Origin of the sequence: Pantoea sp. Pa-EAmG, assembly GCF_030024295.1 — a bacterium.
GTDB classification, from domain to species: Bacteria; Pseudomonadota; Gammaproteobacteria; order Enterobacterales; family Enterobacteriaceae; genus Pantoea; species Pantoea dispersa.
Genome location: NZ_JASEWO010000077.1, coordinates 1 through 20746, shown reverse-complemented (window position 1 = coordinate 20746; position 20746 = coordinate 1). Strand labels below are relative to the sequence as shown.

Sequence of the window (20746 nt, the reverse complement as noted above, 5' to 3'; positions counted from 1 at the left end):
GGTAGTGTGGGGCCTCCCCATGCGAGAGTAGGGAACTGCCAGGCATCAAATAAGTAAAGAAGCCCCGGACGAGAGTCCGGGGCTTTTTTACGTCCGTACTCCGGCAAATTTCCCGCTAAAAACCCCTCCATAACGACTTATTTAATCCTGAAAAAATTCTAACGCGCTTTTATTCCGACCTTATTGCTGCTGCTCACCGCGCGGCGCTCGCGGCCATTGCCGCTCAATGCTGAAACATTTTCATAAACCGCATGAAGACTCGACATCCAGCGGCAGCCAGGCTAATCTCGGGCATCTGGATGTCTAAACGTTTATATGGTTATCAGAAAGAGGTCAGCAGGTTATGCCAATCAGGATCCCCGACGAATTACCGGCAGTGAATTTTTTGCGTAATGAGAATGTCTTTGTCATGACCTCATCGCGCGCCAGTGTTCAGGAGATTCGTCCGCTTAAAGTCTTGATCCTTAACCTGATGCCAAAAAAAATAGAAACGGAAAATCAGTTTCTGCGCCTGCTCTCTAACTCGCCACTGCAGATCGATGTCCAGCTGTTACGCATCGACAGCCGCGAGTCGCGTAACACGCCCAGCGAGCATCTGAACAACTTCTACTGCAACTTCGACGATATCGCTAACGATAACTTTGATGGCCTGATTGTTACCGGTGCGCCGCTGGGGCTGGTTGATTTTAATGATGTTGCCTACTGGCCGCAGATTCAACGCGTGCTGCACTGGGCGAAAGAGCACGTCACTTCTACTCTGTTCGTCTGCTGGGCAGTGCAGGCGGCGCTTAACATCCTGTATGGCATTCCGAAGCAGACGCGCCAGAACAAACTGTCTGGTGTTTTTGAGCATCAGATTCTTCATCCGCACGCGCTGCTGACGCGCGGATTTGATGACAACTTCCTGGCACCGCATTCACGCTATGCTGATTTCCCCAGCCAGCTGATCCGCGACTACACCGATCTTGAGCTGTTTGCCGAATCGGAAAGCACCGGTGCCTATCTGATGGCGAGTAAAGACAAACGCCTGGCCTTTGTTACCGGCCATCCGGAATATGACGCTCTTACGCTGTCGGGTGAGTACCATCGGGACTACGAGGCCGGCCTGCACCCTGAGGTGCCGTTCAACTACTTCCCGCAGGACAATCCGGAATTGCCGCCGCGCGCCACCTGGCGTAGCCACGGCAACCTGCTGTTCTCCAACTGGCTCAACTACTACGTCTACCAGATTACGCCATTCGATCTGCGTCACATGAATCCAACGCTCGAGTAAAACGCCTGCTAAAAGCGCGTTTAAACCTGCCGTGACAGCCGCGTGTTGTCGCGGCATTTTTTTGCCTTTTTTCTGCGATGGAACGTATTGCCTTTATTTCGTGAGATTAAATTACAGTTAAATCAGGCAAATAAAATCAAACAAACACTAAAATGGAAATAGTTTTTGAAATTAAAATAAAAATGATTATGCTCTGATCTTGCCGGTTAAAAAATACCCTACAGCCCGATCCTGTTGTTAGAAAAAGGATCAAACCAGGAGGCAGCCCGCATGACAGACACGGTTATCAGCCCGACACTGACCTTTAGCCAGCCCTTTACCCACGCGGAGAAGCAGCTGCTCACGCCCGAAGCCATTGATTTCCTGCACTCGCTGGTGGTGCGCTTTGCACCCGAGCGCGAGCGTCTGCTGAAAGCGCGTCAGCAACGCCAGCAGCGCTACGATCAGGGGGCGTTGCCAGATTTCGATTCGGAAACCGCTTCCATTCGGCAAAGTGACTGGCAGGTGAGGCCCATTCCTCAGCTACTGCGCGATCGCCGCGTCGAAATCACCGGTCCGCCAGATCGCAAAATGGTGATCAACGCGCTGAACGCTAACGTCAAAGTGTTCATGGCCGATTTTGAGGATTCGCTGGCACCGACCTGGCAAAAACTGCTTGATGGCCAGCTGGCGCTGCGCGATGCGGTTAACGGCACGCTGAGCTTCACCAGCGAAAACGGCAAGATCTACCAGTTACGATCCGATCCGGCGCTGCTGATGTGCCGGGTTCGCGGCTTACATCTGGATGAGAAGCATGTTGAGTGGCGCGATCGGGCCATTCCCGGCGGGTTATTCGACTTTGCGCTCTATCTGTTTCACAACGTCACCGCGCTGCTGGAGAAGGGCCACGGTCCGTGGTTCTATCTGCCGAAAACCGAGCATGCGGCGGAAGTGGCATGGTGGCGGGAAATCTTCCGCTTCAGTGAAGATCGTTTCGATCTGCCGCGCGGCACCATCAAAGCCACGGTACTGATCGAGACGCTGCCCGCAGTATTCCAGATGGATGAGATCCTGTGGGAACTGCGCGATCACGTGGTTGGCCTCAACTGTGGTCGCTGGGATTACATCTTCAGCTACATCAAAACGCTGGGCCAGCACGGTGACCGCATTCTGCCGGATCGTCAGCAGATCAGCATGGACCAGCCGTTCCTCGAGGCTTATTCGCGCCTGCTGATTAAAACCTGTCACCGGCGCGGTGCGCTGGCGATGGGCGGCATGTCGGCGCTCATCCCGGCCAAAGACGCTGAACGCAACGCCTGGGTGATGCAGAAAGTGCAGGAGGACAAAGCACGGGAAGCGGGCAACGGCCATGACGGTACCTGGGTCGCCCATCCCGGTCTGGCGGATATCGCCATGGCGGAGTTTGACCGTCAGCTGGGCGATCGCCCCAATCAGCTGCACGTCAGTCGTGAACAGGATACGCCGATCACCGCCGAGCGCCTGCTGCGCCCGTGCCGTGGTCAGCGCACCGAAGCCGGGATGCGCGCCAACATCCGCGTTGCGCTGCAGTATCTGGAAGCGTGGATCAGCGGCAATGGCTGCGTGCCTATTGATGGGCTGATGGAGGATGCCGCTACCGCGGAGATTGCCCGCACCTCTATCTGGCAGTGGATTCACCACAAGCAAATCCTCAGCGATGGTCAGCTGGTGACCGCCGCGCTGTTCGAACAGTTTCTGGATGAAGAGCTGGCGGCCCTGCGCCACAGCCTGGGTGATACGCGCTTTGACGCCGGTCGCTACAAAGATGCGGCTGCACTGATGGCGCAAATCACCACCGACGAACAACTGGTTCCTTTCCTCACCCTGCCGGGCTACCGCCTGCTGCCCTGACTCTGGAGATACTGCTATGTCAAATCGTACCCAACAGATCGCTCAACTGGAAAACAGCTGGCTGGCATCACGCTGGCAGGGCATTACCCGTCCTTACAGCGCCGAAGAGGTCATTAACCTGCGCGGCTCCGTTAATCCCGCCTGCACGCTGGCGGATCGCGGCGCGAGAAAGCTGTGGGCACTGCTCAACGGTGACGCGCGCAAAGGCTATATCAACAGCCTCGGTGCCCTGACCGGCGGACAGGCGGTGCAGCAGGCGAAAGCCGGCATTGAGGCGATTTATCTCTCCGGCTGGCAGGTGGCGGCCGATGCAAATCTGGCCGGGCAGATGTATCCGGACCAGTCGCTGTATCCGGTCAATTCGGTGCCGAACGTGGTGGAACGTATCAACCAAAGTTTTCAGCGCGCCGATCAAATCCAGTGGGCGAGCGGACTGTCGCCGGACGATGACGGCTTTATCGATTACTACCTGCCGATTGTCGCCGATGCGGAAGCCGGATTTGGTGGGGTGCTCAATGCTTTTGAGCTGATGAAAGCGATGATTCAGGCCGGTGCCGGCGCGGTGCACTTTGAAGATCAGTTGGCGGCGGTGAAGAAGTGCGGGCACATGGGCGGCAAAGTTCTGGTGCCGACGCAGGAAGCGATTCAGAAACTGGTGGCGGCGCGGCTGGCGGCCGATGTGATGGATGTGCCCACGGTGCTGATTGCGCGCACCGATGCCGACGCTGCCGATCTGATTACCTCCGATTGCGACGAGCGCGATGCGCCGTTTATTACCGGTGAACGAACCGCTGAAGGCTTCTTCCGCACCCATGCCGGTATCGAACAGGCGATAGCCCGCGGCCTGGCGTATGCGCCGTATGCCGATGTGCTGTGGTGCGAAACTTCCACGCCGGATCTGGCGCTGGCGCAGCGCTTCGCCGAGGCGATTCACGCGCAGTATCCCGGCAAGCTGCTGGCTTACAACTGCTCGCCTTCGTTTAACTGGAAGAAGAATCTCGACGATCGCACCATTGCCCGCTTCCAGCAGGCGCTGAGCGAAATGGGCTACCGCTTTCAGTTCATCACCCTGGCGGGTATCCACAGCATGTGGTTCAACATGTTCGACCTCGCGCACGCTTATGCGCAGGGCGAAGGCATGCGCCACTACGTGGAAAAGGTGCAGCAGCCGGAATTTGCCGCACGCGAACGCGGCTACACCTTCTCTGCGCATCAGCAGGAAGTGGGCACCGGATATTTTGATCGCATCACCACGGTGATTCAGGGCGGCAGCTCGTCGGTCACCGCGCTGACCGGCTCCACCGAAGCCGCACAGTTTTGATCAGCGTACTCGCGGTGCGCAGCATGGCGCACCGTTTCACTGGCTCACGCTTGCCGGAGATTGCCGATGTCACCGAGAGAATCCCTTATCGCCCACACGATTCTGCAGGGTTTTGATGCGCAGTACGGTCGCTTTCTCGACATTACCGCAGGCGCGCAGCAGCGCTTTGAACAGGCGGACTGGCAGGCGGTGCAGCAGGCGATGAAAGCGCGTATCCATTTGTATGATCATCACGTCGGGCTGGTCGCCAATCAGTTGCGCATCCTCAACGAGATGGCCGACTGGGATGACGCCTTCTGGCTGCGGGTGAAAAGCCACTATGCCACGCTGCTGCCGGGCTATCCGCGTCATGAAATTGCCGAAAGCTTTTTTAATTCCGTCTATTGTCGCTTGCTGGGACACAGCCACTTACTGCCTGAGCGGCTGTTTATCCTGCCGTCGCAGCCATACGCGCCCGCGCCGCCGGCGCAGCGACCGCTTTCGCGCCTGTACCGGCCGCAGCACAGCTGGCATGAGACGCTGCGTCAGGTATTGAATGACATTCCGTTGCGGCTGACGTGGCAGGATCAGACGCGCGACATCGGCTGGATTGTGCGTCATCTGCACGAGCAGTTCAGCGCGGCACAGCTGGCCCATGCCACGCTGGATGTCGCCAGCGAGCTGTTTTATCGCAACAAAACCGCCTGGATTGTGGCGCGGCTACAGCTGAGCGCGGGCGAAATCGTGCCGTGTCTGCTGCCGATCCAGCGCGATGACGCCGGCCGGTTGTGGATTGATACCTGTCTCACCGACAGCAATGACGCCAGCATCGTGTTTGGCTTTGCCCGCGCCTATTTCATGGTGTACGCGCCGGTGCCAGCCGCGCTGGTGGCCTGGCTGCAGCCGATTTTGCCGGGCAAAACCCTTGCCGAGCGTTACATGGCGATTGGCTGCCAGAAACATGGTAAAACCGAATGCTATCGCGAATATTTAGATTACCTGGCGCACAGTCAGGAAGCGTTCACCATCGCACCCGGCGTGCGCGGTATGGTGATGCTGGTATTCACGCTGCCCGGTTTTGATCGGGTATTTAAGGTGATTAAAGATCGCTTCGCGCCGCAAAAAGAGGTGACGGATGCGCAGGTGCGCGCCTGTTACCGGCTGGTCAAAGAGCATGACCGCGTCGGGCGCATGGCTGACACCCAGGAGTTTGAGCATTTCGCCATTCCGCGCGCGCGCATTCCGGCGGCGCTGATGGCGGAATTTGAGCGCGAGATTCCGGAAAAAATTGAGCTGCGCGATGACGTAGTGATCATCCGCCACTTATGGCTGGAGCGTCGCATGCAGCCGCTTAATCTGTGGCTGATGCAGGCGACGCCGGAACAGCGCCAGCACGCCATTGAGGAGTACGGCGATGCGATTTGTCAGCTGGCGGCGGCCAATATCTTCCCCGGCGATATGCTGTTTAAAAACTTCGGCATGACGCGCCATGGCCGCGTGGTGTTTTACGACTATGATGAAATCCGCCCGATGACCGAGCTGGTGTTCCGCGATGTTCCGGCGGCGCGTTACGAAGAGGATGAGCTGCAGGCCGAGCCGTGGTACAGCGTCGGGCCGGATGATGTGTTTCCGGAAACCTTCCGCTACGCACTGTGCAGCGAGCCGGCGACCGGAAAATTGCTGCAGGCGCTGCATCCGCAGTTGTTCGATCCCGGCTGGTGGCGCGCGCTGCAGGCGCGGATCCGTGCCGGGCATATTGAAGAGGTGATGGCGTGGCGCGCCGGACAGCGTTTCAGCGCGCGCTACGCGTCAGTGGCCGCCTAGCGGCCGGCGTAGCTCAGCGTCACCTGTTTCGCCGCGCGGATCACCAGTGCCCCGAGCTCGGTAATGCGGTCGTCGGTCATGCGCGCCAGCGGGCCGGAGATGGAGATGGCGGCAAACGGCTCACCGTGTTCATCATAAATCGGTGCCGCCACGCAGCGCAGGCCGAGCGCGTGTTCCTCATCATCGTGAGAAAAGCCCATCTTGCGGATCAGCGCCAGATTCTCTTTCAGGCTGTGTGGCGACATCAGGGTTTTCGGCGTGTAGTGATGCAATCCCTTCTGGTGCAGCAGAGCGGTGACCTGCTCATCGCTGAGGTGAGCGAGAAACGCTTTGCCGGCACCGGACGCATGCATCGGCAACTTGCCGCCAATCGGCGCTGACATGCGCATCAGCTGGGTGCACTGTACCTGGTCAATAATCACCGCCTGATAATCACTCAGATCCAGTACCGCCAGATTCACGGTTTCGCCGGCTTCTTCCATCAGCCGGCGCAGAATCGGGTGCACAATCGCCAGCAGATTGCGGCTTTGCAAAAAGCTGCTGCCCACCACAAAGGCATGAGCACCGATAGTCCACAGCCCAAGGTCGCCTACCTGATGCACAAATCCCTGCTGCTGCATGGTGGTCAGCAGGCGATGGGTGGTGGAGTTGGGAAGCCCGGCCTGCTGTGCCAGTTCGGTCAGGGCCACGCTACCGTGTGATTCGGCAATCAGCTCCAGCAAACGCAGGCCACGCGTCAGGGACTGCACCTGGCCACCGGCTGGTGCGCTGGCAGCCGGTGCCGTACGGGGTTTTTTGCCGCGTTTCGCGGGCGCAGGGGTTGCCATAACATCTCCACAGTCATTGCAGGTATGGAAACCATTTTCGTTTTTAACAGCATGAATGCAAACCCTGGCTGACTGGTCGGATCTGCTGACCATTTTATCGCCAGAGGCCACACCCGGAGTGACTTTTGCTCATCGTAAAGTTGTGCCAGTATGACTGGCTGGCATTTAGCCAACGCAATGACGTGGATGGGGCAAGAGTGAGCAATATAACCGCAACGCTACAGCAGCAGCTGGCACAACGCATCATGATTCTGGACGGTGGCATGGGCACCATGATCCAGAGTTACAAACTGGATGAGCAGGATTTCCGCGGCAGCCGCTTCGCTGACTGGCCGTGCGATGTGAAGGGCAATAATGACCTGCTGGTGCTGAGTAAGCCGGACGTCATTCGCGAAATCCACGATGCTTACCTGGCGGCTGGTGCGGATATTCTCGAAACCAACACCTTCAACGCCACCCCGATTGCCATGGCCGACTATGAAATGGCCGCGCTGTCGGCGGAGATCAACTTCGAAGCGGCGAAACTGGCGCGCGCCTGCGCCGACGCGTGGACGGCAAAAACGCCCGATCGCCCGCGCTACGTTGCTGGCGTGCTCGGCCCGACCAACCGCACCTGCTCGATCTCGCCTGACGTCAACGATCCCGCGTTTCGTAACATCACCTTCAATCAGCTGGTGGACGCCTACCGCGAATCGACCCATGCGCTGATTAGCGGCGGTGCTGACATCATCATGATCGAAACGGTGTTCGATACCCTGAATGCCAAAGCGGCGATCTATGCGGTACAGAGTGAGATGGAAGCGATGGGCGTGACGCTGCCGCTGATGATCTCCGGCACCATTACCGATGCGTCAGGCCGTACGCTCTCCGGCCAGACCACGGAAGGATTCTACAACTCACTGCGCCACGCGGAGCCGCTGTCGTTCGGCCTCAACTGCGCGCTTGGCCCGGACGAACTGCGCCAGTATGTGCAGGAGCTGTCGCGCATTGCGGAAGGCTATGTCAGCGCCCACCCCAACGCCGGTCTGCCAAATGCCTTCGGCGAATATGACCTTGATGCGGCGACGATGGCGGCGCAGATTGGCGAGTGGGCGCGCGCCGGTTTCCTCAACATTATTGGTGGCTGCTGTGGCACCACGCCGCAGCACATTGCGGCGATGGCGGCAGCGGTCGAGGGCGTGCCACCGCGGCCGCTGCCGGAAATAGCCGTCGCCTGCCGTTTGTCTGGCCTCGAACCGCTCAATATTCAGGCCGATTCACTGTTCGTCAACGTGGGTGAGCGCACTAACGTGACCGGCTCGGCCAAATTTAAGCGCCTGATTAAAGAAGAGAAGTACAACGAAGCGCTGGACGTGGCGCGCCAGCAGGTGGAAAACGGCGCGCAGATTATCGATATCAATATGGATGAAGGCATGCTGGATGCGGAAGCGGCCATGGTGCGCTTTCTCAACCTGATTGCCGGTGAGCCGGATATTGCGCGTGTGCCGATCATGATCGACTCCTCGAAATGGGAGGTGATTGAGAAAGGTCTGCAGTGCATTCAGGGCAAAGGCATCGTCAACTCCATCTCGATGAAAGAGGGCGTCGAGCCGTTTATTGCGCACGCGCGCAAAGTGCGGCGCTACGGCGCGGCGGTGGTGGTGATGGCGTTCGACGAAGTTGGCCAGGCGGACACCCGCGCGCGCAAAATTGAGATCTGCCGCCGCGCCTACCACATTCTCACCGAAGAGGTCGGTTTCCCGCCGGAAGACATCATTTTCGACCCCAATATCTTTGCCGTGGCTACCGGCATCGAAGAGCACAACAACTACGCGATGGATTTCATCGGTGCCTGTGAAGACATCAAACGCGAACTGCCGCACGCGATGATCTCCGGCGGCGTCTCCAACGTGTCGTTCTCGTTCCGCGGTAACGAACCGGTGCGCGAGGCGATTCACGCGGTGTTCCTCTACTATGCCATCCGCAACGGCATGGACATGGGCATCGTCAACGCCGGTCAGCTGGCGATTTATGACGATCTGCCGGCGGAGCTGCGCGATGCGGTTGAGGACGTGATCCTCAACCGGCGCGACGATGGCACCGAGCGACTGCTGGCGCTGGCGGAAAAGTATCGCGGCAACAAAGGCGAGGGTGAACAGGACAAGCAGCAGGCCGAATGGCGCAGCTGGGACGTGGTGAAGCGGCTGGAATATTCGCTGGTGAAAGGCATCACGGAGTTTATCGAGCAGGACACCGAAGAGGCGCGCCAGGCGGCGGCACGGCCGATTGAGGTCATTGAAGGGCCGCTGATGTCCGGCATGAACGTGGTCGGCGATCTGTTCGGCGAGGGCAAAATGTTCCTGCCGCAGGTGGTGAAATCAGCGCGCGTGATGAAGCAGGCGGTGGCTTATCTCGAACCCTTTATCCAGGCGAGCAAAGAGGCCGGCCGCAGCAACGGTAAAATCGTGCTGGCGACGGTAAAGGGCGACGTGCACGACATCGGCAAAAACATTGTTGGCGTGGTGCTGCAGTGTAACAACTACGAAATCATCGACCTGGGCGTGATGGTGCCGGGCGACAAAATCCTGAAAACCGCGCGTGAGGAAAACGCCGACATCATCGGACTTTCCGGCCTGATTACCCCGTCGCTCGACGAGATGGTGAACGTGGCGAAAGAGATGGAGCGCCAGGGCTTTACGCTGCCGCTGCTGATTGGCGGGGCCACCACCTCGAAAGCGCACACGGCGGTGAAGATTGAGCAGAATTACAGCGGCCCGACGGTCTATGTGCAGAACGCCTCGCGCACCGTCGGCGTGGTCTCATCGCTGCTGTCGCCCACGCTGAAAGAGGCGTTCGTAGCGCGCACGCGCAAGGAGTACGAGACCGTGCGGATTCAGCACGCGCGTAAAAAGCCGCGCACGCCGCCGGTCACGCTGCAGGCCGCGCGCGATAATCATTACGTCATTGACTGGCAACGTTACACGCCACCGGTGGCGCATCGTACCGGCGTCAGCGCAGTGGAGGCCAGTATCGATACGCTGCGCAACTACATTGACTGGACGCCGTTTTTTATGACCTGGTCGCTGGCCGGCAAATATCCGCGTATCCTGGAAGATGAGGTGGTGGGCGAAGAAGCCACGCGGCTGTTTGCCGATGCCAATGCGATGCTGGATAACCTCAGCGCGCAGGGCACGCTCAGGCCGCGCGGCGTGGTTGGTATTTTCCCGGCTAACCGGGTTGGCGACGACATTGAAATCTACCGTGACGAGACCCGGCGCGAGGTGCTGTGCGTCAGCCATCATTTGCGTCAGCAAACGGAAAAAACCGACTTTGCCAACTACTGTCTGGCGGACTTCGTGGCGCCGAAATCCAGTGGTAAAGCGGATTATCTCGGCGCGTTTGCCGTCACCGGCGGGCTGGAGGAGGATGCGCTGGCGGCGGCGTTCGACCAGCAACACGATGATTACAACAAAATCATGGTGAAAGCGGTGGCGGATCGCCTGGCGGAGGCGTTTGCCGAATACCTGCATGAGCGCGTGCGTAAGGTGATCTGGGGCTATGCCGCCCATGAAAATCTCAGCAACGACGAGCTGATTCGCGAAAATTACCAGGGCATTCGTCCGGCGCCGGGCTATCCGGCCTGTCCGGAACACACCGAGAAGGCACAAATCTGGCAGCTGCTGGATGTGGAACATCACACCGGTATGAAGCTGACCGAATCTTTTGCCATGTGGCCTGGTGCCGCAGTGTCCGGCTGGTATTTTAGTCATCCGGAGAGTAAATATTTCGCCGTGGCGCAGATTCAGCGCGACCAGGTGGAAGATTACGCGGCGCGTAAAGGCATGAGCGTCAGCGATGTGGAACGCTGGCTGGCACCGAATTTAGGCTACGACGCGGATTGATGAATTGCCGGCGCAGAGCGCGCGCAATGAAATGCTGGCAGGCGGTCGCCATCAATGGCGACCCTACATGGTTCACGTAGGGTGCGCATTAATGCGCACCGTTAAATGGCGCGGGTTGAACCCCGCGCTACGATTTAATTAAAACGCGCATCGCGATCGGCGGTCAGATCGTACAGCTGGTACTTACGGCCCAGCATCTGACCACCGTCACGCGTCAGCGGCACCCAGTTCACCTGCGCACGGCCACGGGTTGGCGTGACGGTAAACAGATCCATCGGAATCGAAATATAGAAACCTTTGGTGAAATCCCCTTCGCCATACGCTTCGGCTGACACGTTGGTTTTGGTGGCGTAGAAGCCGACCATCACGCCGCTGTCAAAGCGCTTCGACACATCCAGCGTGACCCCTTTGTCCTTCGCCAGATATTCACCGACGCTGGCTTTCACCAGCACATCCTGCATGAACCACGGACGCCAGTAAGCGGTAAGGTGCCCGGTCGGCGCCTTATAGTCGGTGAACTGCATCATGTTGTCCCAGTCACGCTGCTTCACGTAGTTCGCATCGAGACCGAAAGCCCAGTTGCTGTCCACCGGGCGATACAACAGCTCGCCGCCCACGCCGCCATACATGGTTTCCAGATAGCCACCGTACACCTGGCCGTAGAAGCCATTGCCGAGATAGCGCATGTAGTTGGCCTGCAGATCATTCACGTAAACGTTGTTCTCCACGTAGTCGCGAATGTGGGTGCGCACGCGCGGCAGCGTCGAGTCGGCTGGCGCGCCGTTGTAGTTGAACTTGTCATAGTTGTTGGCGATGTTGCCAAACAGGCTGCCGCCAATCAGCCAGTGATCGGTCAGCCAGTAATCGACATTGCCCATTACGCCGAGCTGATACATGTAGAAGCTTTCCGGACCGCCGACCGACTGGTTCAGCACCGGCGACAGGCTGTAGTTGAGGCGATCCTTACGGATGAAATAGCCCTGTTCGGTGGTGCCCGGATCGATCGGTTCTTCACGCGTCTGCTGCAGCGGCTGCTCGTGGCCGAGCGGATAGCCGCGCAGTTCGTTATTCAGGCTGACCACATCGGTGCGCGTGGTGACCTGCGGCATGTTAAAGCGCGACTCGGTGACTTCAATCGTATCAATGCCAGCCGGCAGATTGTTCATGATAATGCGGTTAGCGCGGTCAACGCCTTCGCGCGTGTCGCGATATTTAGTCTGCTCACCGGAAACGTATAGCGTGCGGCCTTTGGTCTGGATGCGCGGACCATCCAGTCCGGCATTGTATTTCAGATCGGTAAGCTGATTAGCGACCACCGTCGGCTGCAGCAGATCGCCCTGCGGCTGTGGCTGATAAGCCGGTTTTGCGCTATCAAGGTGCGACTGGTGTAACGAATTAAAGTTGGTGCGCACGGTCACGCCAAACATAAAAGTATTGCCGCGCTCGTAGCTGGCGTTGATATCCGCCCAGTCGGTAAGGCGATAGATTGCGCCAACGTTGACCTTACTGCGCTGCTCCAGCCGGCCGGCAAAATCGTCCTGATAATCGTTGCCTTCATACTCCAGCTTGAGACGCAGCGGCTGCCACGGCGTCTGGTATTCGATGCCACCAAACAGTGCCGCTGGACCGTGGAACATCTGCGAGCCGTTAATGGAACCCGCCGAACCGCCGCCGGTGCGGCTGCAGAAGCTATCGCTGTAGGAGCAGAACGGGTTTTTGATGGTGCCGCTGTTGCCGAGATAGCCCCAGCCCAGCCCGAGACTGAAATCAAACGGTCCCCAGGCTTTACTCGCCACCAGATATTCACTGTCGAACAGGCCGGTACCGCCCAAATCGCGCGAACCGACCGCCACTTCCGGCAGCCAGAAGCTCTCCTGCCACAGGCGCAGTTTCAGGTCGAAGGCTTTGTCTTTATAGCTCTGGTTACCGCTGAAGCCTTCCACCGCACTGTAGCGGCGGGTGCGTACGTCGGTATAGCGCACCGTGGTTTCCAGCCATGGGAACAGCTGCAATGACGCAGAATAGTAGCGATATTGATCATTATCGCGGAAGTTCAGGCTAAATTCGCCCTCTTTTGCCATGCGCGCAGTCGGCGTTTGCATCAGGCCCACGCCGCCAAAATCAGATTGTGAAGGACCGACCGGTTCCGGCCAGGTTTCCGCCTGCACCTGGCATGCGGCGGCGACAGAAGCAGCCAACAGGCTGAGGAGTAATTGTTTTTTCATCAGTCTGGCATCCGGTGAGTCAGAACGGAAAGCATGCGCGCATTCAAATCAGGCTGGCCCCAGGGCAGGCTCCATGTGGAAAAGCCCAGCCAGATGGTGCTGCCAGGCTCAACTTCAACATGCCGCTGATTCCAGTAAGCGATCGGCACCTGCTGCGTCTCACCTGACGGCGCAATCACCGTGGCCACGCTGCGCTCGGCACCCGATAAACGCGCATGCGGCGCGAGGTAGTCACGCACCGTGCGTCCTGGCTGCCAGCTCTCACTGCCGGGATGGCTGAGTGCGCCCATCACCCGTACCTGCGTCGGCGCTGCCACGATGTACAGGTCGTAGCTGCCCTGCAGTTTACGGTTGGCTTCCGGACGCAGCCGCACCCAGTCGGGATCGAGCGAAGTAAACTGGCGCCCGGTAACCTGCAGGGCGCTGAGCTGCTGAATTACGCTGCCGATGGTTGCGGCCAGTGAAGTACCGCTGTCGGCCTGCCAGGCGCGCAGATCCGCCAGCAGCTGAGCGTGCTGCTGCTGCGCCACGGCGGTCGCACCGCGTTCGGCAATCACCGTGCCCGGCCACCAGCTGTGCAGCGCCGGGTTCGTTACCAGTTCACTCAGGGTGCTGGCATGATCGATCTGAAAACTGCGCTGATCGTGCGCAGGGTGTACCGTCACCTGGCTATCCGCCAGCGCGTGGCTGGCCGCCGTGAGGGCGAGTGCCGCCAGCAAAGAATTGATTTTTTTCATGATTTCGCCGGCTTCAGAAGAGTGGTTGCAATCGGGAACTGGTCAGCCGCCAGCATCTGCTGCGCCTGCAGCACCGTACCGTCGCGGTTATCGATCCAGAAGGTGTTCTGCCAGCTGACGCCGGGGCTCTCCATCTCTACCGTTTCGTGCCAGACGCGGCAGGGCACCCGCTCGCCGGCGAGGTTCAGCACTTCATCGTCGCCGCGCTGAAAGGTGGAGTGGGCGGTGGCGGCGCGCACGTTGTCCTGCTCGCGCCACTGCACGACGCGCGTCCACTGCGCGCCATTTTGCAGCCGCAGCCCATCGGCCAGCGGATCCTGCGCCAGGTTACTGACGGCCTGCAGGTTGTCGCGCAGGCCGAGGGTTTTCACCAGGCGGCCGTGCTGCATCACCAGCATGGCTTTATCCTGGGTTACCCATTTCTGCTGGCCGTTTTCCAGGTAGCCCAACACCACAAAGATGCGCGGACCGTTATCGACGCGCGCATACAGGCTGGCATAGGGCAGAGTAGCGATTTGTTCATCGCTGACGGTGACATCGTCCGGACCGCTGATGGCGAGCATCACGGTCTGTTCGAGGCCTTTTTGCGTTTGTGTGCAAGCCTGCAGCAACAGGCAAAGAAGCAGCAAAGAGAGTCGGCGCACTGTGTATCCCTGTCTCAATAGAGGCAAAAAACAAAAAATAACCACACGACTGTGTGGTTATGTTTAAAGGTGCTACATCAACGAGTGGTGCTCGTTGTGGTAGTGGTTGTTGTACCGGTATTTGCACCGTCGCCACCGCCAGCAGCGGCAACGCCGAGACCCACTAACGCACCGAGTGCGCCGATACCCACAGCGGTGGTCGCACCGGTCGAGATTGCTCCCGCCTGCGCGCCTGCTGCAGCACCGGCTTCTTCCGGTGCGGCAATCGCAGCGGAAGAAACGGCAACGTAAAGTAAGGCTGCACCGGCAACCATCAGTTTTTTCATAACAACGTTTCCTGCATCTTGATAAAACGTGAATGAAGGATATTACCCGTCATACCGTACGCTGCCGTCCGATGGCCGCTGGGCCGCATGCAGCTGGCTAACCGTGGTCAGCGCGCAATAATGTTTCCCGGGCCGCCGGGCGACAGCGGGGAAGTATTCAGGGCAGCCTTGAAGGCGCGTTCAGTATAGGGCAACAAATTACCAGAGTTCAGCGCCAGAAAAAGAGGGGGATTAAGCAGGACATTTCTGGTGATAAATAAGGCGAATTGGCGTTAGCTGCTTTTTTTAATTGCGCTTTTTTCGCTGGCTGGAATATTTGCGCAGGACGTTATAGCACAGCAGCATTTTTCACTTTTGCATTAAAAAATGGCACGGAATAGGAATAATCAGATTTTCCTGAAAGCAGTTAAATAGAAAGGAAAAATTAATCAGTCACTTAGGTAAGCATGGCGGCAAAATCAGATCCATTTTTTACCCAATGAACCGGCTGGCAATCCTGGCATCTTCCGATTTTCCTTAGGGCATTTTAAGAATTTTCTAACCGCAGCGCAGCAGTGAAACCGGCTTATTTCAGCGGGATCGGTAAATCGGGGCAGAAAAAAGGCGGCAGGAGCTGCCGCCTGATGAACCTGAGTGGTGAATTAACGCCAGGATTTATAGCGATTAATTAAGCCATTGGTGGAGCTATCGTGGCTGTTAATTGGCGCGTCATTTTCCAGCTCCGGCAGAATACGGTTAGCCAGCTGTTTGCCGAGCTCAACGCCCCACTGATCAAAGGTGAAGATGTTGAGGATCGCGCCCTGAGTGAAGATCTTGTGCTCATACAGCGCAATCAGCGCGCCGAGGCTGAACGGGGTGATTTCACGCAGCAGAATCGAGTTGGTCGGACGGTTACCTTCAAACACCTTGAACGGCACGATATGCGCGACGGACTCCGCTGATTTCCCGGCATCGGTAAACTCTTTCTCTACCACGTCACGGGCTTTACCAAACGCCAGCGCTTCGGTCTGCGCAAAGAAGTTGGAAAGCAGCTTCTGGTGGTGATCGGCCAGCGCATTGTGGGTCTGCGCCGGCGCAATGAAGTCGCATGGAATCAGCTTGGTACCCTGATGAATCAGCTGATAAAACGCGTGCTGTCCGTTGGTGCCGGGCTCACCCCAGATAATCGGGCCGGTCTGGTAATCCACCGGATTGCCGTCGCGGTCGACGTACTTACCGTTGGACTCCATGTTGCCCTGCTGGAAGTAAGCGGCAAACCGGTGCATGTACTGGTCGTACGGCAGAATTGCTTCGGTTTCGGCACCGAAGAAGTTGTTGTACCAGATACCAATCAGCGCCAGCAGCACCGGCAGGTTTTGCTCCGCTGGCGTGTTCGCGAAGTGCTGGTCCATGGCGTGCGCGCCGCTCAGCAGCTGTTCGAAGTTTTCGAAGCCGATGGACAGGATGATCGACAGACCAATCGCGGACCACAGTGAGTAGCGGCCGCCGACCCAGTCCCAGAACTCGAACATGTTGGCGGTATCAATACCAAACTCGCCGACCGCTTTCGCGTTGGTTGAGAGCGCGGCAAAGTGCTTCGCCACGTGCTGCTGATCGCCGGCGGTGTTCAGGAACCAGTCGCGCGCGCTGTGGGCGTTGGTCATGGTTTCCTGCGTAGTAAAGGTTTTCGACGCCACGAGGAACAGCGTGGTTTCCGGGTTAAGCGGTTTCAGCGTTTCGGCAATGTGCGTGCCATCAACGTTGGAAACAAAATGCATGTTGAGGTGGTTTTTATACGGACGCAGCGCTTCGGTCACCATGAACGGGCCGAGGTCTGAACCGCCGATACCGATGTTCACCACATCTGTAATCGGCTTGCCGGTGTAGCCTTTCCACTCGCCGCTGATGATGCGTTCTGAGAAGGCTTTCATCTTCGCCAGCACCGCGTTCACTTCCGGCATTACATCTTTGCCATCCACGAGGATTGGTGTGTTGCTGCGGTTGCGCAGGGCCACGTGCAGCACGGCGCGATCTTCGGTGCGGTTAATCTTCTCACCGGAGAACATGGATTTGATGGCGCCCGCCAGATCGGTCTCTTTCGCCAGCGCCTGGAGTTTGTCGAGGGTTTCCTGGGTGATGCGGTTTTTTGAGAAATCCACCAGCATCTGATCATCAAAGGTGGCAGAGAATTTCGCAAAACGATCGGCATCCTGCGCAAACAGGTCGGCAATCTCTACCGATTTCATCTGATCAAAATGCTGCTGCAGCGCTTTCCAGGCTGCGGTTTGTGTCGGATTGATATTTTTCATGGCAACACTCTTGTTGATATAAGAACCGTCATTCCATCCGGGCGCATCCTGTCTGGCCCGGCATGCTGAGCATTTGTTACGGCTTGCACGCGTTTCAGTATGACCACAGTTGCAACTGAAAGGAAAAAATTTGTGACGCCAGCCGCAGCGTTTCAGGTAAATCCGGCGGCGATTGTCGGCCGGTTCGCCGCGCATTACTCTGCGCGGCATCAGCAAAACACCGGTTTTTTCGCACCGCTGACTACTTTATGCGGCTGGCGGCTTCCGGGTTTGTTTAGCAATGCGCTGCATAAGTGTAAAAATGAATTTTCCCGGCGCCGCAAGGCTGGACAGCGGAACAATTAATCAGTATTTTGTGCGCGCGACTTGCACCTCCGGGTGCAAGCCAGAAGAGGCGCGTCGCCCAGGCAGTGTGTTTGAGGATCCGTATCCAGCGAGAACACATCAGGGGGTGCGACGCCGAGGTGGTGCAACACGCGGAGTGTTGTGCTGTCGGCTGCAGGGGCTGAATCCTCTGGGTTGTCACCAGAAGCGTCCGCAGTCGGACGTTTCGCAAGGTGAAGTGCTTTTGGTGACTCATCTCCTGATCTTGTCTGTCCAATTCTGCTCTTCTCTTGTGCCAAGGCTGTTACCCGATCTTCTCTTCCGCGAATGGGAGGAGATAACCTGACACGAGGTTTTGTTACATGTCTCAATCGTTGATCGTGGCAAAATTTGGCGGCACCAGCGTTGCCGATTTCGATGCCATGAACCGCAGCGCGGACGTCGTGCTGTCTGATGCCAATACCCGTCTGGTGGTGCTCTCTGCCTCGGCGGGCGTGACTAACCTGCTGGTTTCGCTGGCTGAAGGCCAGGAACTCGAGCAGCGCGCTTATCTGCTGGATCAAATCCGCACCATTCAATATGCCATCATCGATCGCCTGCAGTCGCCGGACGTCATCCGTCAGGAGATTGATCGCATGCTGGAGAACATCATCATGCTGGCGGAAGCGGCGGCATTAGCCCGTTCGACCGCGCTGACCGATGAGCTGGTGAGCCACGGCGAACTGATGTCGAGCCTGCTGTTTGTGGAGATTCTGCGCGAGCGCCAGGTGAATGCCGAGTGGTTTGACGTACGCAAAGTGATGCGCACCAGCGACCGTTTTGGCCGCGCCGAGCCGGATGTGGCCGAGCTGAAAACGCTGGCAGCGGCTCAGCTGCAGCCGCGCACCGCAGAAGCGCTGGTGATCACGCAGGGCTTCATCGGCAGCGAAGGCAAAGGCCGCACCACCACGCTGGGCCGTGGCGGCAGCGATTACACCGCTGCGCTGCTCGGCGAAGCGCTGCAGGCGACGCGTGTGGATATCTGGACCGACGTGGCGGGCATCTACACCACTGACCCGCGTGTGGTGCCGCAGGCGAAACGCATCGAAGAGATCACCTTTGAAGAAGCGGCGGAGATGGCAATCTTCGGCGCGAAAGTGCTGCATCCGGCGACGCTGCTGCCGGCGGTGCGCAGTGATATTCCGGTGTTTGTCGGCTCCAGTAAAGATCCGGCGGCGGGCGGCACGCGCGTCTGCAACGAGACTAAAAATCCGCCGCTGTTCCGCGCGCTGGCACTGCGGCGCAAACAGACGCTGCTGACGCTGCACAGCCTGAACATGCTGCACGCGCACGGCTTCCTGGCGGAAGTGTTTGCTATCCTGGCGCGCCACAGTATTTCGGTTGATCTGGTTACCACCTCGGAAGTGAGCGTGGCGCTGACGCTGGATACCACCGGTTCAACCAGCACCGCCGACAGTCTGCTGACCCAGGCGCTGCTGACCGAGCTCTCTTCCCTGTGCCGGGTGGAAGTGGAAGAGAATCTGGCGCTGGTGGCGATCATCGGCAACAACCTGTCGAAAGCCTGCGGCGTCGGCAAAGAGGTGTTCGGCGCGCTGGAGCCGTTTAACCTGCGCATGATTTGCTACGGCGCAAGCAGCTACAACCTGTGCTTCCTGGTGCCAACGCCGGATGCGGAAGAGGTGGTGCGCGCGCTGCATAAGAATCTGTTCGAATCTTAATTGACGCGTAAGTTACCTGAAGCCGGACAATGTCCGGCTTTTTTTATCTCTGCCGTTCAGCCTGACGCTATTTCGGACAAATGCCAGCGGAATGCCCGTGTCTGCCCGGCGATCTTTAGCAGCCGATAGGCATTTTCTGTCGTCGGCCACGCTTATGATAATGAAATGTTATGATCCGGCGCAGGTCGCTGCGGTCGTTCCCCGCGCGCCTTTTCATCTGTGGCAAAAACCAATTAAGTAAAACGCTAAGGACATTTCTTCATGCTCGCCAAACTCACCCGCCTTTTTCCGCTCTGGGCCGTGCTGCTGTCCGTTGCAGCCTATTATTCGCCGTCCACCTTCCTCGGCATCGGGCCGTGGGTAACCTACCTGCTGATGCTGATCATGTTCGGCATGGGCGTGACGCTCAACATTGACGATTTTAAACGCGTGCTGGTACGTCCGGCACCGGTGATTGCCGGCACGTTCCTGCACTATCTGGTAATGCCGCTGGCGGCCTGGGCGCTGGCGAAACTGTTCCAGATGCCGCCGGATCTGGCCGCAGGGATGATTCTGGTCGGCAGCGTGGCCAGCGGGACAGCCTCGAACGTGATGATTTATCTGGCGAAGGGCGATGTGGCGCTGTCGGTGACCATCTCGTCGGTTTCGGCGCTGGTGGGCGTGTTCGCGACGCCGTTGCTGACGCGCTTCTACGTAGATACCCACATTCAGGTCGATGTGGTGGGCATGCTGCTCAGCATCGTCAAAATCGTGGTGATCCCGATTGGGATTGGCCTGATTATTCACCACTCCATGAACAGCGTGGTGCGCCGCGTTGAGCCGTATCTGCCGGCGTTTTCGATGGTGTGTATTCTGCTGATCATTAGCGCGGTGGTCGCCGGTAGCCAGGGCTTTATCGGCTCGGTAGGGCTGATGGTGATCGCGGCGGTGATCCTGCACAACGCCATTGGGCTGCTCGGCGGCTACTGGGGTGGCAAGCTGTTTGGCTTTGACGAATCCACCTGCCGCACGCTGGCGCTGGAAGTCGGTATGCAGAACTCCGGACTGGCGGCCACGCTAGGCAAACTGTACTTCTCACCGCTGGCCGCACTGCCCGGCGCACTGTTCTCGGTGTGGCACAACCTCTCCGGTTCGCTGCTGGCGGGTTACTGGTCGGGTAAAACGATTGAGAAGAAGCAGAAATAACGGGGCATGCGTACCGGTGGTCATCAATGGCGATCGGTTACTCACCATCGACCTGTTGATGCCGGTGCGCATAAATGCGCACCCTACAAAAAACACGCGATAACCTTGCAGAGGGCGCAATAAATGCGCCCTCTGCAAAAACGCGCAATAACCTTGTAGGGTCGCCATTCATGGCGACCGCAAACACTCAACGGGCAGCGTGGCGTCATAAATAGTCATTCAAAAATATTCCACTGGCGCACTAATCCTCACCTCATATAAATATGCAAGCACCAGGAACCCCTACACGGGCCAGCCCGATTTATTCTTTTTTTACTGATGCAGG

General features: G+C 58.1%; 14 protein-coding genes and 1 riboswitch. Of the genes, 8 read left to right on the top strand and 6 right to left on the bottom strand.

Features of this window, described 5'->3' with window-relative positions; genetic code table 11:
- The first annotated feature begins 343 nt into the window (after positions 1-343).
- From metA to aceK, 4 genes are all read left to right on the top strand, one after another.
- Positions 344-1273, top strand: a complete 930-nt coding sequence (gene metA, locus QMM04_RS12105; protein WP_282996252.1) for a homoserine O-succinyltransferase — start codon at positions 344-346, stop codon at positions 1271-1273.
- Positions 1274-1543: 270 nt separating this feature from the next.
- Positions 1544-3142 (top strand): malate synthase A, encoded by a 1599-nt coding sequence (gene aceB / locus QMM04_RS12100; protein ID WP_150059127.1) that lies wholly within the window; start codon positions 1544-1546, stop codon positions 3140-3142.
- A 16-nt stretch (positions 3143-3158) separates the two neighbouring features.
- Entirely contained in the window at positions 3159-4463 is a 1305-nt protein-coding gene (gene aceA / locus QMM04_RS12095; RefSeq protein WP_104187803.1) for an isocitrate lyase, read from the top strand.
- Positions 4464-4529: 66 nt separating this feature from the next.
- Positions 4530-6266: a bifunctional isocitrate dehydrogenase kinase/phosphatase gene (aceK, locus tag QMM04_RS12090; protein ID WP_058780913.1), complete on the top strand. Its 1737-nt coding sequence runs from the start codon at positions 4530-4532 to the stop codon at positions 6264-6266.
- Here aceK and iclR read toward each other — a convergent pair.
- Positions 6263-7093: a glyoxylate bypass operon transcriptional repressor IclR gene (iclR, locus tag QMM04_RS12085; protein WP_282996251.1), complete on the bottom strand. Its 831-nt coding sequence runs from the start codon at positions 7091-7093 to the stop codon at positions 6263-6265. The genes aceK and iclR overlap by 4 nt on opposite strands.
- A gap of 197 nt (positions 7094-7290) precedes the next feature.
- Between iclR and metH the strand changes: the two genes are divergently transcribed.
- On the top strand, positions 7291-10974 hold the full coding sequence (gene metH / locus QMM04_RS12080) for a methionine synthase (RefSeq protein ID WP_282996253.1): 3684 nt from the start codon (positions 7291-7293) through the stop codon (positions 10972-10974).
- A 134-nt stretch (positions 10975-11108) separates the two neighbouring features.
- Here metH and QMM04_RS12075 read toward each other — a convergent pair whose 3' ends face one another.
- The 5 genes from QMM04_RS12075 to pgi form a co-directional block, all read right to left on the bottom strand.
- Positions 11109-13199: a YjbH domain-containing protein gene (locus tag QMM04_RS12075; protein WP_058769990.1), complete on the bottom strand. Its 2091-nt coding sequence runs from the start codon at positions 13197-13199 to the stop codon at positions 11109-11111.
- A complete protein-coding gene (locus tag QMM04_RS12070; protein WP_021508033.1) occupies positions 13199-13936 on the bottom strand; it encodes a capsule biosynthesis GfcC family protein in 738 nt (245 codons plus the stop codon). The genes QMM04_RS12075 and QMM04_RS12070 overlap by 1 nt, the downstream gene beginning before the upstream one ends.
- On the bottom strand, positions 13933-14580 hold the full coding sequence (locus tag QMM04_RS12065; RefSeq protein ID WP_058769991.1) for a YjbF family lipoprotein: 648 nt from the start codon (positions 14578-14580) through the stop codon (positions 13933-13935). The genes QMM04_RS12070 and QMM04_RS12065 overlap by 4 nt, the downstream gene beginning before the upstream one ends.
- A gap of 77 nt (positions 14581-14657) precedes the next feature.
- Entirely contained in the window at positions 14658-14906 is a 249-nt protein-coding gene (gene yjbE / locus QMM04_RS12060) for an exopolysaccharide production protein YjbE (protein ID WP_021508031.1), read from the bottom strand.
- A 641-nt stretch (positions 14907-15547) separates the two neighbouring features.
- The gene (gene pgi, locus QMM04_RS12055; RefSeq protein ID WP_282996250.1) at positions 15548-17194 is read right to left on the bottom strand and encodes a glucose-6-phosphate isomerase; all 1647 of its coding nucleotides are present in this window, start codon (positions 17192-17194) and stop codon (positions 15548-15550) included.
- Between the two features lie 99 nt (positions 17195-17293).
- Here pgi and QMM04_RS12050 point away from each other — a divergent pair, with 99 nt between their 5' ends.
- From QMM04_RS12050 to panS, 3 genes are all read left to right on the top strand, one after another.
- Positions 17294-17539 carry a hypothetical protein gene (locus tag QMM04_RS12050; protein ID WP_262264540.1) on the top strand — a complete coding sequence of 82 codons (246 nt, stop codon included), beginning with the start codon at positions 17294-17296 and terminating at the stop codon, positions 17537-17539.
- Positions 17540-17575: 36 nt separating this feature from the next.
- A riboswitch (Lysine riboswitch) is annotated at positions 17576-17770 on the top strand.
- 110 nt (positions 17771-17880) lie between these two features.
- The gene (lysC, locus tag QMM04_RS12045) at positions 17881-19236 is read left to right on the top strand and encodes a lysine-sensitive aspartokinase 3 (protein WP_021508028.1); all 1356 of its coding nucleotides are present in this window, start codon (positions 17881-17883) and stop codon (positions 19234-19236) included.
- A 261-nt stretch (positions 19237-19497) separates the two neighbouring features.
- The gene (panS, locus tag QMM04_RS12040; protein ID WP_211724879.1) at positions 19498-20421 is read left to right on the top strand and encodes a ketopantoate/pantoate/pantothenate transporter PanS; all 924 of its coding nucleotides are present in this window, start codon (positions 19498-19500) and stop codon (positions 20419-20421) included.
- The last annotated feature ends 325 nt before the right edge of the window (positions 20422-20746 follow it).